Source organism: Microbacterium paludicola, assembly GCF_015235415.1.
GTDB classification, from domain to species: domain Bacteria; phylum Actinomycetota; class Actinomycetes; order Actinomycetales; family Microbacteriaceae; genus Microbacterium; species Microbacterium paludicola.
In genome coordinates this window covers 12123-31300 of sequence record NZ_JADGLL010000001.1, presented here as the reverse complement: position 1 = coordinate 31300, position 19178 = coordinate 12123, and the positions used below count along the sequence as shown (strand labels likewise).

At 71.7% G+C, this 19178-nt stretch carries 17 protein-coding genes; 6 read left to right on the top strand and 11 right to left on the bottom strand.

Annotated features, from left to right (window positions below; genetic code table 11):
- Positions 1-51 precede the first annotated feature (51 nt).
- Positions 52-1302, bottom strand: a complete 1251-nt coding sequence (gene glgC, locus IR155_RS00140; RefSeq protein WP_135111958.1) for a glucose-1-phosphate adenylyltransferase — start codon at positions 1300-1302, stop codon at positions 52-54.
- 93 nt (positions 1303-1395) lie between these two features.
- Here glgC and glgA point away from each other — a divergent pair, with 93 nt between their 5' ends.
- The gene (gene glgA, locus IR155_RS00135; protein ID WP_135111956.1) at positions 1396-2583 is read left to right on the top strand and encodes a glycogen synthase; all 1188 of its coding nucleotides are present in this window, start codon (positions 1396-1398) and stop codon (positions 2581-2583) included.
- Positions 2584-2714: 131 nt separating this feature from the next.
- Here the strand turns inward: glgA and IR155_RS00130 are convergent, their stop codons facing one another.
- Positions 2715-3839: a class I SAM-dependent methyltransferase gene (locus IR155_RS00130; protein WP_135111954.1), complete on the bottom strand. Its 1125-nt coding sequence runs from the start codon at positions 3837-3839 to the stop codon at positions 2715-2717.
- A complete protein-coding gene (smc, locus tag IR155_RS00125) occupies positions 3836-7411 on the bottom strand; it encodes a chromosome segregation protein SMC (RefSeq protein WP_135111952.1) in 3576 nt (1191 codons plus the stop codon). Before smc ends, IR155_RS00130 begins: the two co-directional genes overlap by 4 nt.
- Before the next feature lie 573 nt (positions 7412-7984).
- On the opposite strand from smc, the gene IR155_RS00120 reads away from it, so the two are divergent.
- The 4 genes from IR155_RS00120 to cofD all read left to right on the top strand — a co-directional run bounded on the left by IR155_RS00120 (position 7985) and on the right by cofD (position 11585).
- Complete coding sequence (locus tag IR155_RS00120) at positions 7985-8311, top strand: hypothetical protein (protein ID WP_135111950.1); 327 nt, start codon at positions 7985-7987, stop codon at positions 8309-8311.
- 78 nt (positions 8312-8389) lie between these two features.
- Positions 8390-9490: a GNAT family N-acetyltransferase gene (locus tag IR155_RS00115; RefSeq protein WP_135111948.1), complete on the top strand. Its 1101-nt coding sequence runs from the start codon at positions 8390-8392 to the stop codon at positions 9488-9490.
- Entirely contained in the window at positions 9490-10581 is a 1092-nt protein-coding gene (locus IR155_RS00110; protein ID WP_135111946.1) for a GNAT family N-acetyltransferase, read from the top strand. Before IR155_RS00115 ends, IR155_RS00110 begins: the two co-directional genes overlap by 1 nt.
- A 35-nt stretch (positions 10582-10616) precedes the next feature.
- The gene (cofD, locus tag IR155_RS00105) at positions 10617-11585 is read left to right on the top strand and encodes a 2-phospho-L-lactate transferase (protein ID WP_135111945.1); all 969 of its coding nucleotides are present in this window, start codon (positions 10617-10619) and stop codon (positions 11583-11585) included.
- Position 11586: 1 nt separating this feature from the next.
- Here the strand turns inward: cofD and IR155_RS00100 are convergent, their stop codons facing one another.
- The 7 genes from IR155_RS00100 to IR155_RS00070 all read right to left on the bottom strand — a co-directional run bounded on the left by IR155_RS00100 (position 11587) and on the right by IR155_RS00070 (position 17488).
- Positions 11587-12234, bottom strand: a complete 648-nt coding sequence (locus IR155_RS00100) for a SatD family protein (RefSeq protein ID WP_135111944.1) — start codon at positions 12232-12234, stop codon at positions 11587-11589.
- A gap of 62 nt (positions 12235-12296) precedes the next feature.
- Positions 12297-13241 (bottom strand): bifunctional DNA-formamidopyrimidine glycosylase/DNA-(apurinic or apyrimidinic site) lyase, encoded by a 945-nt coding sequence (mutM, locus tag IR155_RS00095; RefSeq protein ID WP_135111943.1) that lies wholly within the window; start codon positions 13239-13241, stop codon positions 12297-12299.
- 6 nt (positions 13242-13247) lie between these two features.
- Positions 13248-13946, bottom strand: coding sequence for a ribonuclease III (gene rnc, locus IR155_RS00090; RefSeq protein ID WP_135111942.1), 699 nt, complete (start codon positions 13944-13946; stop codon positions 13248-13250).
- Positions 13947-13956: 10 nt separating this feature from the next.
- Positions 13957-14166: a 50S ribosomal protein L32 gene (rpmF, locus tag IR155_RS00085; protein ID WP_050721097.1), complete on the bottom strand. Its 210-nt coding sequence runs from the start codon at positions 14164-14166 to the stop codon at positions 13957-13959.
- A gap of 3 nt (positions 14167-14169) precedes the next feature.
- Positions 14170-14658: a YceD family protein gene (locus IR155_RS00080; protein ID WP_135112280.1), complete on the bottom strand. Its 489-nt coding sequence runs from the start codon at positions 14656-14658 to the stop codon at positions 14170-14172.
- A gap of 113 nt (positions 14659-14771) precedes the next feature.
- A complete protein-coding gene (gene coaD, locus IR155_RS00075; protein WP_135111941.1) occupies positions 14772-15272 on the bottom strand; it encodes a pantetheine-phosphate adenylyltransferase in 501 nt (166 codons plus the stop codon).
- A 35-nt stretch (positions 15273-15307) separates the two neighbouring features.
- Entirely contained in the window at positions 15308-17488 is a 2181-nt protein-coding gene (locus IR155_RS00070; protein WP_135111940.1) for an ATP-dependent DNA helicase RecG, read from the bottom strand.
- Positions 17489-17580: 92 nt separating this feature from the next.
- On the opposite strand from IR155_RS00070, the gene rsmD reads away from it, so the two are divergent.
- The gene (gene rsmD, locus IR155_RS00065; RefSeq protein ID WP_135111939.1) at positions 17581-18177 is read left to right on the top strand and encodes a 16S rRNA (guanine(966)-N(2))-methyltransferase RsmD; all 597 of its coding nucleotides are present in this window, start codon (positions 17581-17583) and stop codon (positions 18175-18177) included.
- Here the strand turns inward: rsmD and thiL are convergent.
- Complete coding sequence (gene thiL / locus IR155_RS00060) at positions 18147-19142, bottom strand: thiamine-phosphate kinase (protein WP_135111938.1); 996 nt, start codon at positions 19140-19142, stop codon at positions 18147-18149. The genes rsmD and thiL overlap by 31 nt on opposite strands.
- Between the last annotated feature and the right edge of the window lie 36 nt (positions 19143-19178).

Sequence of the window (19178 nt, the reverse complement as noted above, 5' to 3'; positions counted from 1 at the left end):
CTACGTGGGCGTTCGTGCGCCTCGATCGCCCCAGCGCGGCCGCCCGGCGCGTCAGTCGCGCGTGACGCGCACGCCCTTGCCGACCACGGTGATCCCGGTCTCGGTGACGGTGAAGCCGCGCGAGCGATCCAGCTCGGCATCGACGCCGATGCTCGCGCCCGGCTCGACGATCGCACTCTTGTCGACGATCGCGCGGCGCACCGTCGCGCCCGCCGCGATGCGGGACTGCTCGAAGACGATCGAATCCGTCAGCATGGCGCCCGACTCGACGCTCGAGCGCGCCCCGAGCACGCTCCGCTCGATGTGCGCGCCCGAGATCACCGAGCCGAGCGACACGATCGAATCGATCACCGTGCTCAGCGTGCCGCGCGCATCGCGCGTGAACTTCGCCGGCGGCATGTTGTCCTGGCGGCTGAAGATCGGCCACTCGTCGTTGTACAGGTTGAACACCGGCAGCACCGAGATAAGGTCCTGGTGCGCGTCGAAGTACGACTCGATCGTCCCCACGTCGCGCCAGTAGTACCGGTCGCGCGAGGTGCTTCCCGGCACGTCGTTGTTCTTCATGTCGTACACGCCCGCGCTGCCGCGTCCGACGAAGTAGGGCACGATGTCGCCGCCCATGTCGTGGTTGGATTCCGTGTTCTCGCCGTCGGCGCGCACGGCCTCGATCAGCGCCTCGGTCGTGAAGACGTAGTTGCCCATCGACGCGAGCACCTCGCCGGGCGAGTCGGGAAGCCCCTGGGGAGCGGCCGGCTTCTCCAGGAACTCGCGGATGGTCGCGGGGTCCTCCGGGTCGACGTCGATCACGCCGAACTGGTTGGCGAGGCCGATCGGCTGGCGGATCGCGGCGACCGTGCAGTCGGCGCCCGACGCGATGTGCGCGTCGATCATCTGCTCGAAGTCCATCCGGTAGACGTGGTCGGCACCCACCACGACGACGTAGTCGGGTTTCTCGTCATAGATGAGATTGAGGCTCTGCAGGATGGCATCGGCCGAGCCGAGGTACCAGCGCTTGCCGAGCCGCTGCTGCGCCGGCACCGAGGTGACATAGGAGTTGAACAGCCCGCTCATGCGCCACAGGGTCGAGATGTGCCGGTCGAGGCTGTGCGACTTGTACTGGGTCAGCACGACCACCTGCCGCAGGCCCGAGTTCATCAGGTTCGACAACGCGAAGTCGATCAGCCGGTAGTGCCCTCCGAACGGGACCGCCGGCTTCGCGCGATCCAGCGTGAGCGGCATGAGCCGCTTGCCCTCTCCCCCCGCGAGGACGATGCCCAACACCTTCTTCGTCGTCGCCGCCATACGGCCGACACTAGTGTGATATCCCCTCTCGCCGACACGGGTTTTCGCCAAAACGGTCACTTCTGCTCGCGCCGGCGGCGCTAGGTTTGCAGCATGCGCGTCGACCTCCTCACCCGCGAGTACCCGCCCGAGATCTACGGCGGGGCCGGCGTCCACGTCGCCGAGCTCGTCACGGCGCTGCGGCGCGACATCGAGGTCGTGGTGCGCTGCTTCGGCGCCGCACGCGACGAGCACGGCGTGCACGCCTACGACGTGCCTGCCGAGCTCAAGGCCGCGAATGGCGCGCTCCAGACGATGGGCGTCGATCTCGCGATCGCGCGCGACGCCGTCGGCGCCGACCTCGTCCACTCGCACACGTGGTACGCCAACTTCGCCGGGCACGTGGCGAAGATGCTCCACGGCATCCCGCACGTCGCGACGGCGCACAGCCTCGAGCCGCTGCGGCCGTGGAAGGCCGAGCAGCTGGGCGGCGGCTACCGCCTCTCCAGCTGGATCGAGCGCGACGCGCTCACCTCCGCCGATGCGGTCGTCGCCGTCAGCGAGGGGATGCGCCGCGACCTGCTGCGCGTGTACCCGGATCTCGATCCGGAACGCGTGAAGGTGATCTACAACGGCATCGACCTGACCTCGTGGCGGCGGGTGGACGATCCGGACACGGCGCGGTCGCTCGGCATGGATCCGGATCGCCCGTCGATCGTGTTCGTCGGGCGCATCACGCGGCAGAAGGGCCTTCCCTACCTGCTGCGCGCCGCGCGCCTGCTGCCGCCCGAGGTGCAGCTCGTGCTTTGCGCCGGTGCCCCGGACACCCCCGAGATCATGGCCGAGGTCCAGGCGCTGGTGGCCGAGCTGCGCCAGACCCGCGAGGGCGTGGTGTGGATCGACCGCCACCTCCCCCGTCACGAGCTGTGCGCGCTGCTGAGCGCCGCGACGACGTTCGTCTGCCCGTCGGTGTACGAGCCGCTCGGCATCGTGAACCTCGAGGCCATGGCCTGCGGCGCCCCGGTCGTCGGCACCGGCACGGGAGGCATCCCCGAGGTCGTCGTCCACGGCGAGACCGGCACGATCGTGCCGCTCGAGCAGCTCGACGACGGCACCGGCACGCCGATCGATCCCGAGCGCTTCGTCTCGGACCTCGCGGCCGCCCTCACGGAGATGGTCGCGGATCCGGATCGCGCACGCGCGCTGGGCGAGGCGGGCCGCCTGCGCGCCGAGCGCGAGTTCTCGTGGCTGTCGATCGCCGACCGCACCCGCGCCCTCTACGCCGACGTGCTCGCCGGCTGAGCGGCGGGGCGGCGGGGCGGCGTCGAGACACGCCGACCGAAGGATCGACCCCCACCGGTCGTTGAGCGAGCGAAGCGAGTCGAAACGGGCCGAGCGAGCGAAGCGAGTCGAAGCCGCGCCGCTACTCCGCCTCAGCGCCCGGTGCTCACCGTCACCGTGAACTTCGGGTTGCGGCCGGCCTGACGCGTCGGGCCCACCGTGCGCTCGAGGATCGGGCGATAGCCGAGGTGCGAGTTGAACACGCACCACAGCTCGCCGCCGGGCCGCAGCACGCGCGCCGCATCCGCGAACAGCTTCGGCGCGATCTCGTCGGTGACGGCGGCGCCGGAGTGGAACGGCGGATTGAGCAGGATGAGGTCGGCGGATGCGTCCGGCTGCGAGGCGAGGCCGTCGTCGCGCACGACGTCGATCCGGTCCGCGACGCCGTTCGCCGCGGCGGTCGCACGGGCCGACGCGACGGCGGCCGCCGACTGGTCGGTGGCGATGACCCGGATCCCTGGGCGCGTCTTCGCGAGCATCGTCGCGAGCACGCCCGTGCCGCACGCGAGATCGATCGCCGTCTCGGCCTCGCGCATATCGGGGAGGAACCCGAGCAGGAACCTCGTGCCGATGTCGATCGACGTCCCGGCGAACGCGGCGCCGTGCGCGCACACCGTCAGGCCCGGATCCGGATGATCCTGCGCCCGCGGCCAGCCGCCGCCGGTCGTGCGGATCGGCCCGGCGGCGCGCAGCACGCGCGACTTGCTCACCCCGCGGCTCGCTGCCACGGCCTGGAAGTGCCGTGCGAGCACGTCGTTCATGCCGAGCGTCATGTGCTTGACCCGGCCGCCCGCCACCACGCGCACTACGTCGGCGGCGCCCGACGCGATGACGCCGGCGATCTCGTCGAGCGCATCGAGCGAGCGCGGCAGCTGCAGCAGCACGGTCTCGGCGTCGGCGACGAGACCAACGTCGAGCGCGTGCGACGTGACCCGGTCGAGCGCCATCCCCAGCTCCTCGGCATTCGCCGCCAGGGCGCGCTCCCCCGTGATCGCGTCCTGATGCACGCGGATCCGCACGTCGGGGTCTGCCGCCAGCAATGACAGCGTGAGCGCGCCGTAGCGGTCGCCGATCACGACCACCTCGCCCCCGACGTCGCCCGCCTCCGACAGGATCAGGCGATCGCTCGCGTCGGCGGCGACGAGGTCGTGCGCCTCGACGTCCGGCCACCGCCGCAGCCGCGGCGCCAGCTCGTCGAACCGCTCGACGGCCGTCACGACGCGGCGCGCTCGGAGATCCGCTGGCCCACCACGGCCGAGACGCCGTCCTGGCGCATCGACACACCGTAGAGCGCGTCGGCGATCTCCATCGTGCGCTTCTGGTGCGTGATGACGATGAGCTGGCTCGACTCCCGCAGCTGCTCGAACACACCGAGCAGGCGACCGAGGTTCGCGTCGTCGAGGGCTGCCTCGACCTCGTCGAGGATGTAGAAGGGGCTGGGACGCGCCTTGAAGATCGCGGTCAGGAACGCCACGGCCGCGAGCGACCGCTCGCCGCCCGACAACAGGGACAGCCGCTCGATCTTCTTGCCGACCGGGCGCACCGAGACCTCGATGCCGGTCGTCAGCAGATCATCCGGATTGGTGAGCGCGATGGATCCGGTGCCGCCGGGGAACAGGATCGGGAACACCTCGGTGAACGCCGCCTTCGTGTCCTCGAACGCCGCCTCGAAGATGACCTGCATGCGCTCGTCGAGGTCGGCGATGATCGTCATCAGGTCCTTGCGGGTCTGGACGAGGTCGTCGAGCTGCTCCGTGAGGAACTTGTGGCGCTGCTCGAGAGCGGCGAACTCCTCGAGCGCGAGCGGATTCACCCGGCCGAGCTGGGCGAGCTTGCGCTCCGCGTCGCGCAGACGCCGCTCCTGCATGCGCCGGTCGTACGGGATCGTCGCGGGCATGCCGGAATCGGCATGCGCGCTGTTCTCGGCGTGCTCGACGAGATCGTCCGCGACCCGGATATCGGCCGTATCCCGCGGAACCGGCTGATCCGGGCCATATTCCGAAACCAGGATGTCCTCGCCCATGCCGAGCTCGCTCGAGACGCGCTCCAGCAGGCTCGTGACGTGCAGCTTCTTCTCGTGGATCTGCAGCTCGAGTCCGTGGACGCTCTCGGTGAGCCCGGAGAGCCGCTCGCGGAGCCCCGCCTCCTTGCCGCGGAGGTCACGCAGCTCGCTGGTCACCATCGCGCGGGCGCTCTCGGCCTCGGCGAGGGCGAGACGCGCCTCGGTGACCGAGCGGTCGACCGAGTCGAGCAGGTGCGGCAGCTCGGCCGCGACGCCCTCCGCGATCTCGCGCTGCTGTCGGCGGACGACCGCCCGACGGGCCGCGGCGGCGGCCGCCTCGCGCTCGCGTTCGCGCTGTCGCTCCAGACTCACGGCCCTCGCCTCGGCGGCGCGGACGCGCTCGCGCAGCGTCTCGACCTCAAGCCGGGCGCGCATCTCCTGCTCACGCGCTGCCTCGAGCGCGGCGAGGTAGTCGTCGCGCGCCGAGGCGTCGAGGATGGGGCGCGGCTTCTCGAGCGCCGCGTTCAGCTCGTCGGTGGCCGCCTTCGCCTTCGCCTCGGCCTCGGCGACGGCGCCCTGCGCCTGGGCGAGCCCCGTGCGCAGCCGCTCGCACTCAGCGACCGCGGCCTCATGCCGCACCGTCGCCTTGTTCAGCCGCTCGGCGTGCTGCGCAAGCTGCGCGTCGTGCTCGCGCAGCTCCTGCAGCGACTCCTTGGCGACCCGCCGCGCGGTCTGCAGCCGCTCGTTAGCCTCCGCGCGCAGCACGGTGTACTCCTCGACCTGCACGCGCACCTCGGCGAGGCGGGCGGCCGCGGCATCGCGCTCGGCCTGCAGCTCGAGCCGGGAGCGCTCCCCCGTGCCGGCGCGCACCGTCTGCGCGGTGCAGACCTCGCCTGCCCGCGTCACGACCGTCACGCGCGATGCGGCCTCCGGCGCTGCCTCGAACGCCGCGCGGGCGGCCTCGAGGTCGTCGGCGACTGCCACGTGGGAGAGGATCCTCAGCACGCCTTCGGGGGCGCGCACGATCTGCCGGGCCGGAACCACCCCGGGCAGTTCGGGGAGCTCTGCGTCCCCGCCGCCCGCCTCCGCGATCACGATGTCGACAACGCCGAACTCACCGGCCCCCTGCGCGACCGAGAACGCGGCCGCACGCGAGTCGACGAGCACGCCCTCGGCGAGCGGGCCGAGCACCGCGGCGATCGCCGCCTCGTAGCCGGCGTCCACATGCACCTCGTCGCCGACGAGTCCGCGCACGCCGTCTCCCCCGCGGGCGATCAGCGCCGCGGCGCCGTTCTGCACGTCGAGGGCGCTCGAGAGTGCGGCGACCTTCGCCGTCAGGGCGTCGGCCTCACGCTCCGCCGAGCGGTGCACCTCGCGGATGCGCTCGAGCTCCGCTTCGGCCTCGCTCGTCTCCCGCTGCGCGGCCTCGTACGCGGCCTGGTGCTCGGCGGCCGATCCCTCCGACACGACGCCCTCGGCGCCGTGATCCGGGTCGATGCGCTCGAGCTCCTCCGCGGCCTCGATACGCCGCTGATCGGCCGCGTCGAGGGCGTTCTGCTGGCGGAGCACCCCGCCGCGCACCGCAGCGAGCGTCGACTGGGCGGCCTCGGCCGAGCCGCGGAGGGCCGTGAGCGTCATGTCGTGCTCCGACACCAGGGCGCTCTGCTCGGCGATGTCCGCGTCGAGCGCGTCGAGCTCGCCGCGGGCACGCACGACGGCTCGGGCTGCCTCCTGCACCGCGTCCTGCGCGGCGCCGAGCCCATCCGAGATCTCGGTGATCTCCTCGCGGGCCTCGTCGATCGCCGCCTGCGTCACGGTGATCGCGACCGCGTCGGGATCCTCGTCCGCCCCCAGCAGCGCCAGGCGCTGGTTCGCGAGCGTGAACAGGCCGCGCAACCGCTCCTGCACCTGCTCGAGCGCGAATGCGACGCGGCGCGCCTCGTCCACGGCCTCGGCGTTCTGCTCGCGCTCGAGCTGAGCGATGCGGGCGCGCACGCCGTCCACCTCGTCCTGCAGCACAAGTCGCTCGGTGTGCCGCTCCTGCTCGCTGCGGGCGTGGTCGGCCAGCGCGGCGCGCAGCTGCACGACCTCGTCGGCGAGCAGACGCGCCTTCGCGTCGCGCACGATCGCGGCGATCGTCTGCGCCTCGCGAGCGATCTCCGCCTGCTTGCCGAGGGGCTTCAGCTGTCGCCGGATCTCGCCGGCGAGGTCGCTCAGCCGCGTGAGGTTCTGCTCCATCGCCTCGAGCTTGCGGAGGGTCTTCTCCTTGCGACGCCGGTGCTTCAGGATCCCGGCCGCCTCCTCGATGAAGCCGCGCCGGTCCTCGGGCGTCGCCTGGAGGACCGCGTCGAGCCGGCCCTGACCCACGATCACGTGCATCTCGCGGCCGAGGCCCGAGTCGCTCAGCAGCTCCTGGACGTCCAGCAGCCGGCACGACTCTCCGTTGATCGCGTACTCGCTCGCGCCGTTGCGGAACAGCGTCCGGCTGATCGTGACCTCGCTGTACTCGATCGGCAGCGCGCCGTCCGAGTTGTCGATCGTGAGCTGCACCTCGGCGCGGCCGAGCGGGCCGCGCGTGGCGGTGCCGGCGAAGATGACGTCCTCCATCTTTCCGCCGCGCAGCGTCTTGGCGCCCTGCTCGCCCATGACCCAGGCGAGGGCGTCGACGACGTTCGACTTGCCGGATCCGTTGGGCCCGACGATCGCGGTCACCCCCGGCTCGAGCGCGAAGGTCGTCGGCTGCGCGAACGACTTGAAGCCCTTGAGCGTCACGCTCTTCAGGTGCATCCGCGCTCCTTCCTCGACCAGATTCCGCGGGGCGCGATGTCCCCCTCGGTCGACCCCGCCACCCGCGGAATCGTGCGGATTTCACGCTACCCGACGCCTCGCCCCGCCCCGTGCGCCACGCGACACGTCCGCAGACACGCCTGGGAGAAGGCTTGACGAACGCTGAAAGGCGTCGCTAGTGTCAGTTTCCGCGACTCACGCATGATCGAGAGGAGGGGCGCGATGATCACCGAATTCACTCCGGCATTCCGCGCCACCCGACTCGCTGCGGCCACCCCGTTCATGGGGCTCGGCACCGCTGATCGGGCGTACTCTCGCGGACTCCGCGCGGCCATCTGACGCCTGCGCACTCCCCGTCTGCCCGCTGAGGGCTCCGTCTGAGGCGTTGCCTCACGGCCCCTCGCTCGGCACGCCGCTCGCACTCTCGCGCTGATCGGCTCTCTCGATCCGCGGCCATCTCCGGCCGCGTCGATCGACACCATCCCCCTGTCCGTTTCGCGACAGGATCCCCTCCCCGCTTGGGGAGACGACCCCATCCGCGTCCCCGCCCGGGGACCACACCCAGGAGAAGACATGTCGAACTCGACGATCAGCACCAACCGCCGCGACGCTCTCGTACAGGGCTCGGAGGCGCAGGCGGTGCGCACCTCGCATCCGCCGCAACCCCCGTGGATAGCGAAGGAGCTGCAGAACCGTCATGCACGCACCTCGCTTCCCGACCGGGTGGCGATGAAGATCGGTCTCTGGCTGCTGCTGTGGGGCACCCGCCCGGCGACAGGCCGACCGAACACCAGCGATCTGCACCAGCGTCACCTCGAGCGCGCGCTCCTCGAGCACCAGATGGAGCTCGACCGCATCCGCGCATGGGCCGGACTGCACGGCACGCAGTTCGGACGCTGAGCACAACCCCACCCGGGCCGGGCGGGTCGACGACCCGCCCGGCCCCCACTCTCCACCCGTGAAGGAAGCACCACCCTCATGTTCGACACGATCGACATCACCCATCCGGGCGTGCGCATCGCCGCGCTGCCCCTCCCCGCGACGACGGATGCGGCAGACGCCGCTGATCTCCTCGCCGCGGCAGACATCATCACCGCCGCCGGTCGGCACGACAGCGGCACCGACCTGTTCGACGTCGAGCCCGCCGAATGGCTCGTCGGGCTCCAGTCGACGAAGTACGCCGAGCGGGTCGTCCAGGTGGCACGCGACGGCGACGACAGGATCGTCGGCGTCCTGATCCTCGAGTGCCAGCGCGACGGCGAGAAGAACGCCAGCGGCAGCGTGTTCGTGCATCCGGATCTCCGCGGCCGCGGCATCGAAGACGCCCTGCTCGCTGAATGCGAGCGGCTCGCGCGAGAGCACGGGCGCACGGTGCTGCACACGTGGAACCTCGTGCGCGCCGACCTTCCCGGCGAGCGACTCGCCTCGCCGGCGGGGCTCGGCGCTGTTCCGCTCGCGGCCGACACCACACAGCTCCTGCTGCGCCGCGGCTTCACGCTCGGCCAGGTGGAGCGCGTGAGCGTCTTCGACTTCGCCGACTCCCTCGACCACGCCCGCCGCATGCTCGACGAAGCCCTCGCGAAGGCGGGCCCCGACTACCGCGCGGTGTGGTGGAAGTCCCCCGCGCCCGACGAGCACGTCGACGGCTACGCGTACGCCGTGTCCCGCATGGCGACGGACGTGCCGAGCGGCGAGCTCGAGTGGGAGGAGGAGGTCTGGGACGCCGAGCGCATCCGCTACCGCGAGCAGCTCAAGGCCACGGCCGGCCAGATCATGGCGGTCACCGCCGTCGTCCACGAGCCCACGGGAGCCATCGCCGCCTTCAACGAACTGGTGATCGGCCGCGACCGCCATCGCCGGTCGGAGAACTACGGCACGCTCGTGCTCCCCGAGCACCGCGGGCACCGCCTCGGCACGATCGTGAAGTGCCTGGGCCTCATCCGATGGCACGAGCTCGTGCCGACCTCCCCGAGCGTGATGACCTTCAACGCCGAGGAGAACCGTTACATGCTTGACGTCAACGAGGCGGTCGGATTCCGCCCCGCGGTTACGTCCGGCGAGTGGAAGAAGGAGCTGTGATGGAGAAGGACGCTCTGACGGACGTGGCGATCGAGCCGCTCATCCTGCCGGGATCGCTCGAGGGGCCGGATGCCGCCGACTTCCTGGACGTGGTCCGGATCGGCAACGAGGCCTGGCGCCGGGCATCCGGCACCGACCTGCACGACGACGACCCGGCCGAGATGCTCGTCCGCTGGCGGGAGACGCCCTACCGCGTGAGCCACGTCGTCGTCGCGCGTCTCGACGGCCGCATCGTAGGCGCCGGCCGGGTCGAGATCGACAAGACGACCCGCGAATCGGCGGAGATCGACGTGGTCCTCGTCGAGGAGCACGAGGAGGGCCCCGTCGCGGAGGCCCTGATGGCCGCGGTCGAGGCGCTCGCCCACGAGAACGGCCGCACCGTCCTCCAGGCGTGGACGATCCACCGGCCCGATCCGGTCGAGCGCCGGCTCGTGCCGCCGACCGGCGCGGGATGGATCCCTGAGGACGACCCGACCACGCGCCTCATGCGGGGCGCCGGGTTCCGGCTCGGGCAGGTCGAGCGCAACAGCGTGTTCGAGCTGAACGGCTCGTACGAGGCCGTGGACCGGCTGCTCGAGCAGGCGGTCGCCGCCGCCGGCGCCGACTACCGCCCGGTGTGGTGGGCGGGTCCGACCCCGCCCGAGTACGCCGACGGCTATGCGGCGGCGATCGCCCGGATGTACACCGATGTGCCGGTCGGCGACATGGTGAACGAGGAGGCGAGCTGGGACGCCGGTCGCGTGTTCGAGCGGGACGAGCGCTTCGCCGAGTCGGGGACGCTCATCGGCGTGACGCTGGTGATCCACGAGCCGACGGGCGCCGTGGCGGCGTTCAACGAGCTCACCATCGGCGCCGACCGCAGCCGCCCCACCGCCCAGTGGGGAACGCTCGTCATGCCCGAGCACCGCGGTCACCGCCTCGGGGCCATCGTGAAGTGCATCGGCCTGAAGCGGTGGCACGAGCGCGTGCCCGAGTCGCCGCGGGTGTCGACGTTCAACGCCGAGGAGAACCGCTACATGCTCGACGTCAACGAGGCCGTCGGCTTCGTGCCGGCGTCGTACGCGGGGGCGTGGGAGAAGAAGCTCGCGTGATCCTCGCCGCCGCCGATCACCCATACGGTTGAACCGTGAGATATGTGGTGATCGGCGGCGGTGTCGGCTGTGCGCGCTTCGTGAAGGGGCTGCGCGAGCACGTGCGGCGAACGGGTCAGGGCGACCGGATCGACGTGGTCGTCAACACCGCGGACGACTGGTGGGTCTCGGGCCTGCGCATCGCACCGGACCACGACAGCCTGCTGTACGCGCTCGCCGGAGTGAACGACACCGAGCGCGGCTGGGGCCGGGCGGACGAGACCGAACGGGTCGCGGCCGAACTGCACATGTGGGGCACGGCGCCCGACTGGTTCACACTCGGCGACCTGGATCTCGGCACCCACATCGCCCGCACGTCCTGGCTGCGCGAGGGCCTGACTGTGTCCGAGGTGTACCGCCGCCTGGGTGCGCGGTGGCCCCTCGACGTCACGCTGCACCCCGCCACCGATGCCGAGATCGACACTCACGTGCTGCTCGCCGACCGCGATCCGATCCACTTCCAGGAGTGGTGGGTGCGTCACCGCGCGCAGTTGCCGGCGACCGGCTTCGTGCAGCGCGACATCGATCGGGCCACGCCGTCGGAAGGCGCTCTCGATGCGATCACGCGGGCGGACGTCATCCTGATCGCCCCGTCCAACCCCGTCGTCTCGGTCGGCCCGGTGCTCGCCGTTCCCGGGATGCGCGAGGCGCTGCGCGCCGCCGTGGCGCCGATCGTCGGTGTGTCGGGGATCATCTCGGGTGCCGTCGTGCGGGGAATGGCCGACGCATGTCTCGCGGCCATCGGCGTGGACACCTCCGCCGAGGCGGTCGCCCGTCACTACGGCGCGCGCCGCGGCGCGGGGCTGCTCGACGGCTGGCTCGTCGACGAGTCGGATGCCTCCGCGCTCGATCCGCTGCAGGCCGCGGGCATCACCGCGCGGGCCGTGCCGCTGTGGATGCGCGACGCCGATACGTCGGCGCAGCTCGCGTCCGACGCGATTGCGCTGGCCCGCTCGCTCGGCTGACTCAGCGGAAGGCGCGCTCGAGGTCCTTCGCCCCGACGCGCAGCGCCCGCACGAGGGGCTTGTTGATCGCCTGCGACACCGCCGCCTGGGTGATGCCCTCGTCGGCGGCGATCTCCTTCTGCTGCCGTCCCCGCCAGGTGTCGTACATCGCCCGCCGTGCCCGGGGGCTCATGTCGGCGACGACCTGATCGCGCAGCAGCAGGTACGCGTTGACGACGGCGGCCCGGGCCCTGCGTTCCGGGGGCTCGGTGTCATGCACCACGAGCCACGAGCGGGTTCCGGGCAGCTTCCCCTGTTCCAGCTCCTCCGCGTGCTCGATCGCGTTGCGCGCCGCCCACCATCCCGGCCCGTCCTGGATGGCGTCGGTGAGGCTGGATTCGACCGGGCCGATCTCGCCCACGCCGAGTCCGAAGCGGCAGGCGACGCCCTCGGGCAGCGCGAGCTGGAGGTACAGGGTCGCGACGAGGGCGTCCTCAAGCGTCTCGTACACCGCCTGGAACTCGTCGGCGACGGTCGGCCACCAGCGCTGCGTCGCGCGGGGACGCACCTCCTCCACGGTCACCGTGGCGGATTCGATCGCACGCTGAACCGCGTCCCGGTCCTGTGCGGAACGCGAGGCGACGATGTCGGCGATGACGGCGATGGTCATGTCATCACCATACCACTAATATCCAGCTTCGAATAAGCCTTAGAGCTTAATTAGCGTGGATATCAGTGATCTGCTGAAGCGGCCTCGCGGCCCTGCACTGCGCGAACACGCTGACAGAACGGGCAGAAGTGGCTGCTGCGGTTCGTGAACGAGGTGCGCACGATCATCCGGCCGCACCTCGGACACGGCTTCCCGTGCCGGCCGTACGCGTTCAGGCTGTGGGCGAAGTACCCCGCCTCGCCGTTGACGTTGACGTACTGGGCGTCGAAGCTCGTGCCGCCTTCCGCCAGGGCCTTCGCGAGCACCGCCCGCACCTCCGCGAGCAGCCGGTTCACCGTGCGGGTCGCCAGGCCGCGGGCGAGCGATTCAGGATGGATGCGCGCCGCCCACAGCGCCTCGTCCGCGTAGATGTTGCCGATCCCGCTCACCACGGTCTGATCCAGCAGCACGCGCTTGATCGCCGACGACTTCATCACCAGACGCCGTCGGAACAGCGCGTCGTCGAACGCCGGATCCAGCGGGTCGCGTGCGATGTGCGCCGCCTGCTGCGGCACGAGAGGGGCGTCGTGGCCGGAGCCTCCCGCGCGTCCGTCCGGCGTCGGGATGAGCGCGTCGATCGCGAGCGAGCCGAAGGTCCGCTGATCCGCGAACACAACGGCGAGCTCGCCGTGATCCGGATGCTCGATGGCGATCCGGATGCGCTCGTGCCGCTCGGGCGGCGCCCCCGCCGCGCGCAGAAGCATCTGGCCGCTCATGCCGAGGTGCACCATCACCGCCTCGGGCGCGCCCGCCGGAGACGCCTCGTCCAGGGGAAGCCAGAGGAACTTTCCGCGCCGCGCCGTCCCCCCGAAGGTGCGACCGGTCAGCCGCGCCTCGAACTCGGCGGGAGTGCCGGCATGCCGGGTCAGCGCCCGCGCATCGTGCGCCTCGACGCCGACGACGCGCGCGCCGACCACGGCGGGAGCAAGCCCCGCCCGCACCACCTCGACCTCGGGAAGCTCGGGCATCGACGGTCAGGCCCGGGCGCGCTCGCTGAGGCCGCGCCACAGGTCGAGCGCCGCGGCCATCTCGGCCGTCTTCTTGCTCGTGCCCTCACCGGTCGCGGAGTGCTCCCCCACCGACACGGTCGCGACGAAGCGCCGCTCGTGGTCCGGACCGCTCGCCGTGACGACATAGATGGGCGGCGTCAGGCCCTGCCGCGCGGCGATCTCCTGCAGCGCCGTCTTCGGGTCCATGGCGGCACCGTAGCGCTCGGGATCCTCGAGCAGGGGCTCGATGAGCCGCAGCACCATCGCCGTCGCGGCCTCGCTGCCGGCGGACAGATACGCCGCGCCGATCACTGCCTCCATCGCATCGGCGAGGATCGAGTCCTTGTCGCGTCCCCCGGTGAGCTCCTCGCCGCGCCCGAGCCGGATGTGCCCGCCGAGCCCGATGCCGCGGGCGACCTCGGCGAGAGCCACGGTCGACACGACGCTGGCGCGCCGCTTGGCGAGGGCGCCCTCCTCGAGGTCGGGATGACGGGTGTAGAGCATCGTCGTCACGGCGAGCCCGAGCACGGAGTCGCCGAGGAACTCGAGGCGCTCGTTGTGCGGGAGTCCGCCGTTCTCGTAGGCGAAGGAGCGGTGCGTCAGCGCCAAGCCGAGAAGCTCGGCGTCGATCTCGACGCCGAGCTTCTCGGTGAGGTGCTGGGGCCCGCGACTGCTGTCGGTCACGGGGAGCCGATCAGACGTCGGCGACCTTGCGGCCCTTGTACTCCAGGAACAGCTCGGTGCCCTGCGAGTCGGTGACGACCTTGGCCTGGTGGGGACGGCTGTAGACGACCTTGCCGTTCTCGACCGTCTTGACGAGCGCGGGGGCCTCGGCCTTCCACTGCGCGCGGCGCGAACGGGTGTTGGAGCGGGAGACCTTCCGCTTCGGGGGGTTACCAGCCATGAGTTAGCTCTCTTCTGTGTCGCGGGCGGCGTCGTGCGCCGCTCCGTGGTCGGTGAGGTTCTGGAGCGCTGCCCATCGCGGGTCGACGGGCGACTGCTGGGCGCTTGCCGGTTCGGTCAGACGCTCACCCGTGGCCGGATCAAGGCCGGGGCAATCCGGCTGACAGACCGGCTGAAACGGAAGCGCCAGAACGGTCGCATCCCTGACCAGAGTTTCAAGATCCACGTGGTCGTCTTGAACCTCGAAGTCAGCTGTTTCCTCCCCAGGATACTCGAAAAGCTCCTGAAACTCGACTTCGAGCGGCTCGGCGATGTCGCGCAGGCAGCGTCCGCACACGCCCTCGTACCGTGTGTCGACCGTGCCGGATACGAGGATGCCCTCGTGGACCGACTCCAGACGGACGTCCAGCTCGAGCGGTTCGCCCTGCGGCACGGAGACGATCCCCTCGCCCCAGCGCTCGGGAGCGGGGATGGTCAGGGAGTGCTCGCGCATCTCGCCCGGCTTGCGCACGATGTCGCGCGCGGGCAGCACGAAGGGTCCGGAAAGTCGCGATCTCACCCTTCGATGCTACTCGCGTCGTCCTGGGACGGCGCCGGGCACCCGGGTCAGAAGTCCTTCGCCCCGGCCTTGGCGAGGAAGCGCGCGACGGCCGGCGGGACGTACGGCGACACATCGCCGCCGAGACCCGCGACCTGGCGCACGAGCGAGCTGGACACCAGAGCGTGCGAGGGCTCCGGCAGCAGGAACACCGTCTCGATGTCCGCGAGGTGCCGGTTCACGACCGCCATCGGCGTCTCGTAGGCGACATCCACCTGCGAGCGGATGCCCTTGACCAGCACGCCGGCGCCGACCTCCTGCGCGTAGTCGACGAGCAGCCCCACGCTCCAGGATCCGACGATCACGTTGCCCGGCATGCCGTCCTCGCGGATCGACTGCTCGAGCAGCGCCACGCGCTGGGCCGCCGGCAGCATGCCGGCCTTGTCGGGGTTGTGCACCACGACGACGTGCAGTTCGTCGTAGAGCCGGGCCGCGCGCCGGATGACGTCGAGGTGGCCGAGGGTCGGCGGGTCGAAGGATCCGGGGACGACGGCGATCCGGCTGCTCATGTCCAGAAGCCTATCCGCCACGGTGTCGGGCCCGGCTACGACTTGGACAGCGCCGCCCGTTCCTCCTGCGTGACGCGGCGGGCAAGCGCCTCCGCGAGATCCGGATGGGCATCGAGCGTGGGATCCTGCACCAGGATGCGCTCCGCCTCGCCGCGCGCGCGGGCGATGAGGTCGGCGTCCTTGACCACGCGCAGCAGGCGCAGCGACGAGCGCACGCCCGACTGGGCGTCGCCGAGGACATCTCCCTCGCCGCGCAGCTCGAGGTCGATCTCCGCCAGCTCGAAGCCGTCGAGCGTCGAGGCGACGGCCTCCACCCGCTCGCGCGCCATCGTGCCCGGCTGCGCCTCGGTCACCAGGAGGCAGAGACCGGGGACGCCACCGCGTCCCACCCGGCCACGCAGCTGGTGCAGCTGCGAGACGCCGAAGCGATCGGCGTCGAGGATCACCATCGTCGACGCGTTCGGCACGTCGACGCCGACCTCGATCACGGTGGTGGCGACGAGCACGTCGATCTGCCCGCGGGCGAAGTCCTGCATGATGCGGTCCTTCTCATCCGACGGCAGCTTGCCGTGAAGCGTCGCGATCCGCAGGGATCCCACTCGGGGGTGCCGCTGCAGCATCTCGGCGACCTGGACGACTCCCCAATGGGGACGCGCCGCCTCGCCCTCGACGAGCGCGGCGATGCCGCCCGTGCCATCGTCGGCGCCGGGGGCGGCCGTCGCCTTCTCGGCGTCGATCGCCGAGCACACGACGAACACCTGGTGGCCCTTCTCGACCTCCTCGGCGACGCGATCCCAGACCCGGCCGAACCAGCCGGGCTTCTCGGCGATCGGCGCGACGAAGCTCTGGATGCCCGCGCGACCCGCCGGCATCGTGCGGATGGTCGACACGTCGAGATCGCCGAACACCGTCATCGCGACCGTGCGCGGGATGGGCGTCGCGGTCAGGACGAGCGCGTGAGGGCTCGACCCCTTCGCGCGCAGGGTCTCGCGCTGCTCGACGCCGAAGCGGTGCTGCTCGTCGACGACGACGAGGCCGAGGTCGGCGAACGTTGTGCTCTCGCTCAGCAGGGCGTGGGTGCCCACGACGATCAGCGCCTGGCCGGACGCCACGCGGAGGGCGGCCTTCCGCCGCTCGGCGGCCGGCATCTGACCGGTGAGGAGCGTCGGCATCAGATCGGGCGCGAGGTCGGGTCCGAGCATCCGCGCGATCGAGCGCAGGTGCTGCCCTGCGAGCACCTCCGTCGGGGCGATGAGGGCCGACTGCCCGCCCGACTCGGCGACCTGCAGCATCGCCCGCAGCGCGACGAGCGTCTTGCCCGACCCGACCTCACCCTGCACCAGTCGGTTCATCGGCCACTCGGCGGTCAGATCCGCGGCGATCTGCCGGCCGACGGTCTCCTGGTCGGGCGTGCGCTCGAAGGGCAGCGCCGCGTCGAAGCGCGCGAGCAGGCCGCCGTCGCGGGTGGGGCGCTTCGTCGCCGACATCATCCGCACGAACTGCCGCTGCTGCGCCAGCGCCGTCTGCAGCACGAGTGCCTCGTGCATCCGCAGCGTCCCGCGCGCGGCGTCGATCTGCGGCCGCGTCTGCGGCCGGTGCACCCACTCCAGCGCCTCGCGCGCGGTGAGCAGCGACTCGCGGAAGCGGAGCTCGTCCGGCACAGGATCCGGCACATCCCCCAGGCGGTCGAGAACTTCGCAGATCCACTTCTGGATCGCCCAGGTCGCCACGGTCGACGTCGCCGGATAGATCGGGATCGGGGTGCGCACCATCTCGTCTGCCTCGGCGATGCCGCTCGTGCGCTCGTCGTCGAACAGCTGGTAGTCGGGGTGCGAGAACTGCAGCTTGTCGCGGAAGGCGCTGACCTTCCCCGAGAACACTCCACGCCGGCCTGGCCGCAGCTCCTTCTCGCGCCAGGCCTGGCCGAAGAACGTCAGCGTGAGCTGCCCGTCGCCGTCGCCGATGACAACCTCGAGCATCCTGCCGCCCCGGTTGCGCATCGGGCGGGCCGACACCGACTTGACCTCGGCGATCACGGTGGCGAGCTCGCCGATCGGCAGACCCCGGATCGGCGTGAGTTCGCCGCGCACCGCATACCGCCGCGGATAGTGCGCGAGCAGATCGCCGACCGTCGCCATCCCGAACGCGCGCGACAGCGCCTTGGCGGCCTTGTCGCCGAGCGCGACGAGCAGCGGCGTGTCGAGGGTGAGCGACATGCGTCGAGTCTAGGTCGGGGCGCCGACACGCCCGTCGCCGAGCCGGCGCCCGCGGCGCCGAAGGGTTCGAGAAGGGCCGATAACGTGAAGAGGTGACAAGGATCATCGCGGGGGCCGCCGGCGGCGTGCGCCTGGACGTGCCCTCCTCCGGCACGCGTCCCACGAGCGACCGCGTGCGCGAGTCGCTGTTCGGTGCGCTGGAGTCGAGCGGGGCCCTGGATGGCGCGCGCGTCGTCGACCTCTATGCCGGATCGGGGGCGCTCGGTCTCGAGGCCGCGAGCCGGGGCGCATCCTCGGTCGACCTCGTCGAGCGCGCGAAGCAGGCGGCCGCGATCGCGCGGCGCAACGCCGACGCCGTCCGTCGCTCGATCGGCACCGGCGCGGCTCCGGTGCGGGTCCACGCCATCGCGGTCGGCACGTGGCTTCGCGGCGCCGCGGGACCGTTCGACCTCGTCTTCCTGGACCCGCCCTACGACCTCAGCGACGACGAGCTCACCGAGAACCTCGCGGCGCTCGCACCCGCGCTCGCGCCCGACGCCCTCGTGATCGTCGAGCGCTCGTCGCGCTCCGGACCTCCGAACTGGAACGCCGCGGGCCTCGAGCCGCTTCGCGACCGGGCGTACGGCGACACCGCGCTGTGGTGGGGCGCTCCCCCGGCTCAGCCGGAGACCGAGTCCCAGTCGCGATAGGGATCCCAGCCGCCGGGCCCCGCATACGGGCGCCCGTCGACCAGCAGCGGCGCCTCGCCGCGCGCGACGACCCGGCCGATCGCCCGGAAGCCGGGCGGCAGCACGTCATCGGCGAAGGTCGCGAGCAGCGCGTGGTCCTCCCCGCCCTCGATCGCCGAGACGACATCCGGCCCCAGGGTCGCCGCCATCAGGTCGATCGTCACGTCCGAGGCGTCGGCCATCCGCCGCGCGTCGAGGCCGAGGCCGTCGGAGACGTCCATCATCGCGTGGGCGCCGGCCGTTGCCGCCATCGGCCCGAGCCCGATCGGCGGCGAGGGGCGCAGCTGTCCGCGCAGGATGTCCGCCTCGCCGGCTCCCAGGCGCGCGGGGTCCACGGGGACCGGCGAGCCCGACGCGTCGCGGAACCGGTCGAAGAGCACCGACAGCCCGCGCGCGGCGACGCCGAGCTCCCCCGCGACAGCCACGACGTCGCCTTCTCGCGCGCCGGAGCGCAGCACCGCCTGGCGCCCCTCGAGGTCGCCGAGCGCCGTCACCGCCACGGTCAGCGTGGCCGACACGGTCAGGTCGCCGCCGACCACGGCGCACCCGGGCGCGAGGGCGTCGCACGCGTCGCGGAGCCCGTCCGCAAGGGCCTCGACGAACGAGACCCGGGTGTCGTTCGGCATGGCGAGGGCCACAAGCAGCGCCGTGGGGCGCGCCCCCATCGCGGCGACGTCGGCGAGGTTCACCGCGGCGGCCTTCCAGCCGAGGTCGTACCCGCTCGACCACGCAAGGCGGAAGTCCGGGCCGTGCACGAGGGTGTCGGTGGTGGCGACGACGGATCCGCTGAGCGCGGCCACAACCGCCGCGTCGTCCCCCGGCCCGACGATCGCGGAAGCGGCCCGTCCGGTGCGGGCCGCGATGCGGGCGAGGATCTCGCCCTCGCTCAGCTCGCCGATCGTGGGGTCCGCGGGGGCCTGATGCATCCCCTCAGCCTACGGGCGGGGAGCCGGCGCACAGGA

Coding starts and splice junctions, on each gene's coding strand:
- glgC (WP_135111958.1), bottom strand. CDS start 1,302: ATGGCGGCGACGACGAAGAAGGTGTTGGGCATCGTCCTCGCGGGGGGA.
- glgA (WP_135111956.1), top strand. CDS start 1,396: ATGCGCGTCGACCTCCTCACCCGCGAGTACCCGCCCGAGATCTACGGC.
- smc (WP_135111952.1), bottom strand. CDS start 7,411: ATGCACCTGAAGAGCGTGACGCTCAAGGGCTTCAAGTCGTTCGCGCAG.
- IR155_RS00120 (WP_135111950.1), top strand. CDS start 7,985: ATGTCGAACTCGACGATCAGCACCAACCGCCGCGACGCTCTCGTACAG.
- IR155_RS00115 (WP_135111948.1), top strand. CDS start 8,390: ATGTTCGACACGATCGACATCACCCATCCGGGCGTGCGCATCGCCGCG.
- IR155_RS00110 (WP_135111946.1), top strand. CDS start 9,490: ATGGAGAAGGACGCTCTGACGGACGTGGCGATCGAGCCGCTCATCCTG.
- IR155_RS00100 (WP_135111944.1), bottom strand. CDS start 12,234: ATGACCATCGCCGTCATCGCCGACATCGTCGCCTCGCGTTCCGCACAG.
- mutM (WP_135111943.1), bottom strand. CDS start 13,241: ATGCCCGAGCTTCCCGAGGTCGAGGTGGTGCGGGCGGGGCTTGCTCCC.
- rpmF (WP_050721097.1), bottom strand. CDS start 14,166: ATGGCTGGTAACCCCCCGAAGCGGAAGGTCTCCCGCTCCAACACCCGT.
- IR155_RS00080 (WP_135112280.1), bottom strand. CDS start 14,658: ATGCGCGAGCACTCCCTGACCATCCCCGCTCCCGAGCGCTGGGGCGAG.
- coaD (WP_135111941.1), bottom strand. CDS start 15,272: ATGAGCAGCCGGATCGCCGTCGTCCCCGGATCCTTCGACCCGCCGACC.
- IR155_RS00070 (WP_135111940.1), bottom strand. CDS start 17,488: ATGTCGCTCACCCTCGACACGCCGCTGCTCGTCGCGCTCGGCGACAAG.
- thiL (WP_135111938.1), bottom strand. CDS start 19,142: ATGCATCAGGCCCCCGCGGACCCCACGATCGGCGAGCTGAGCGAGGGC.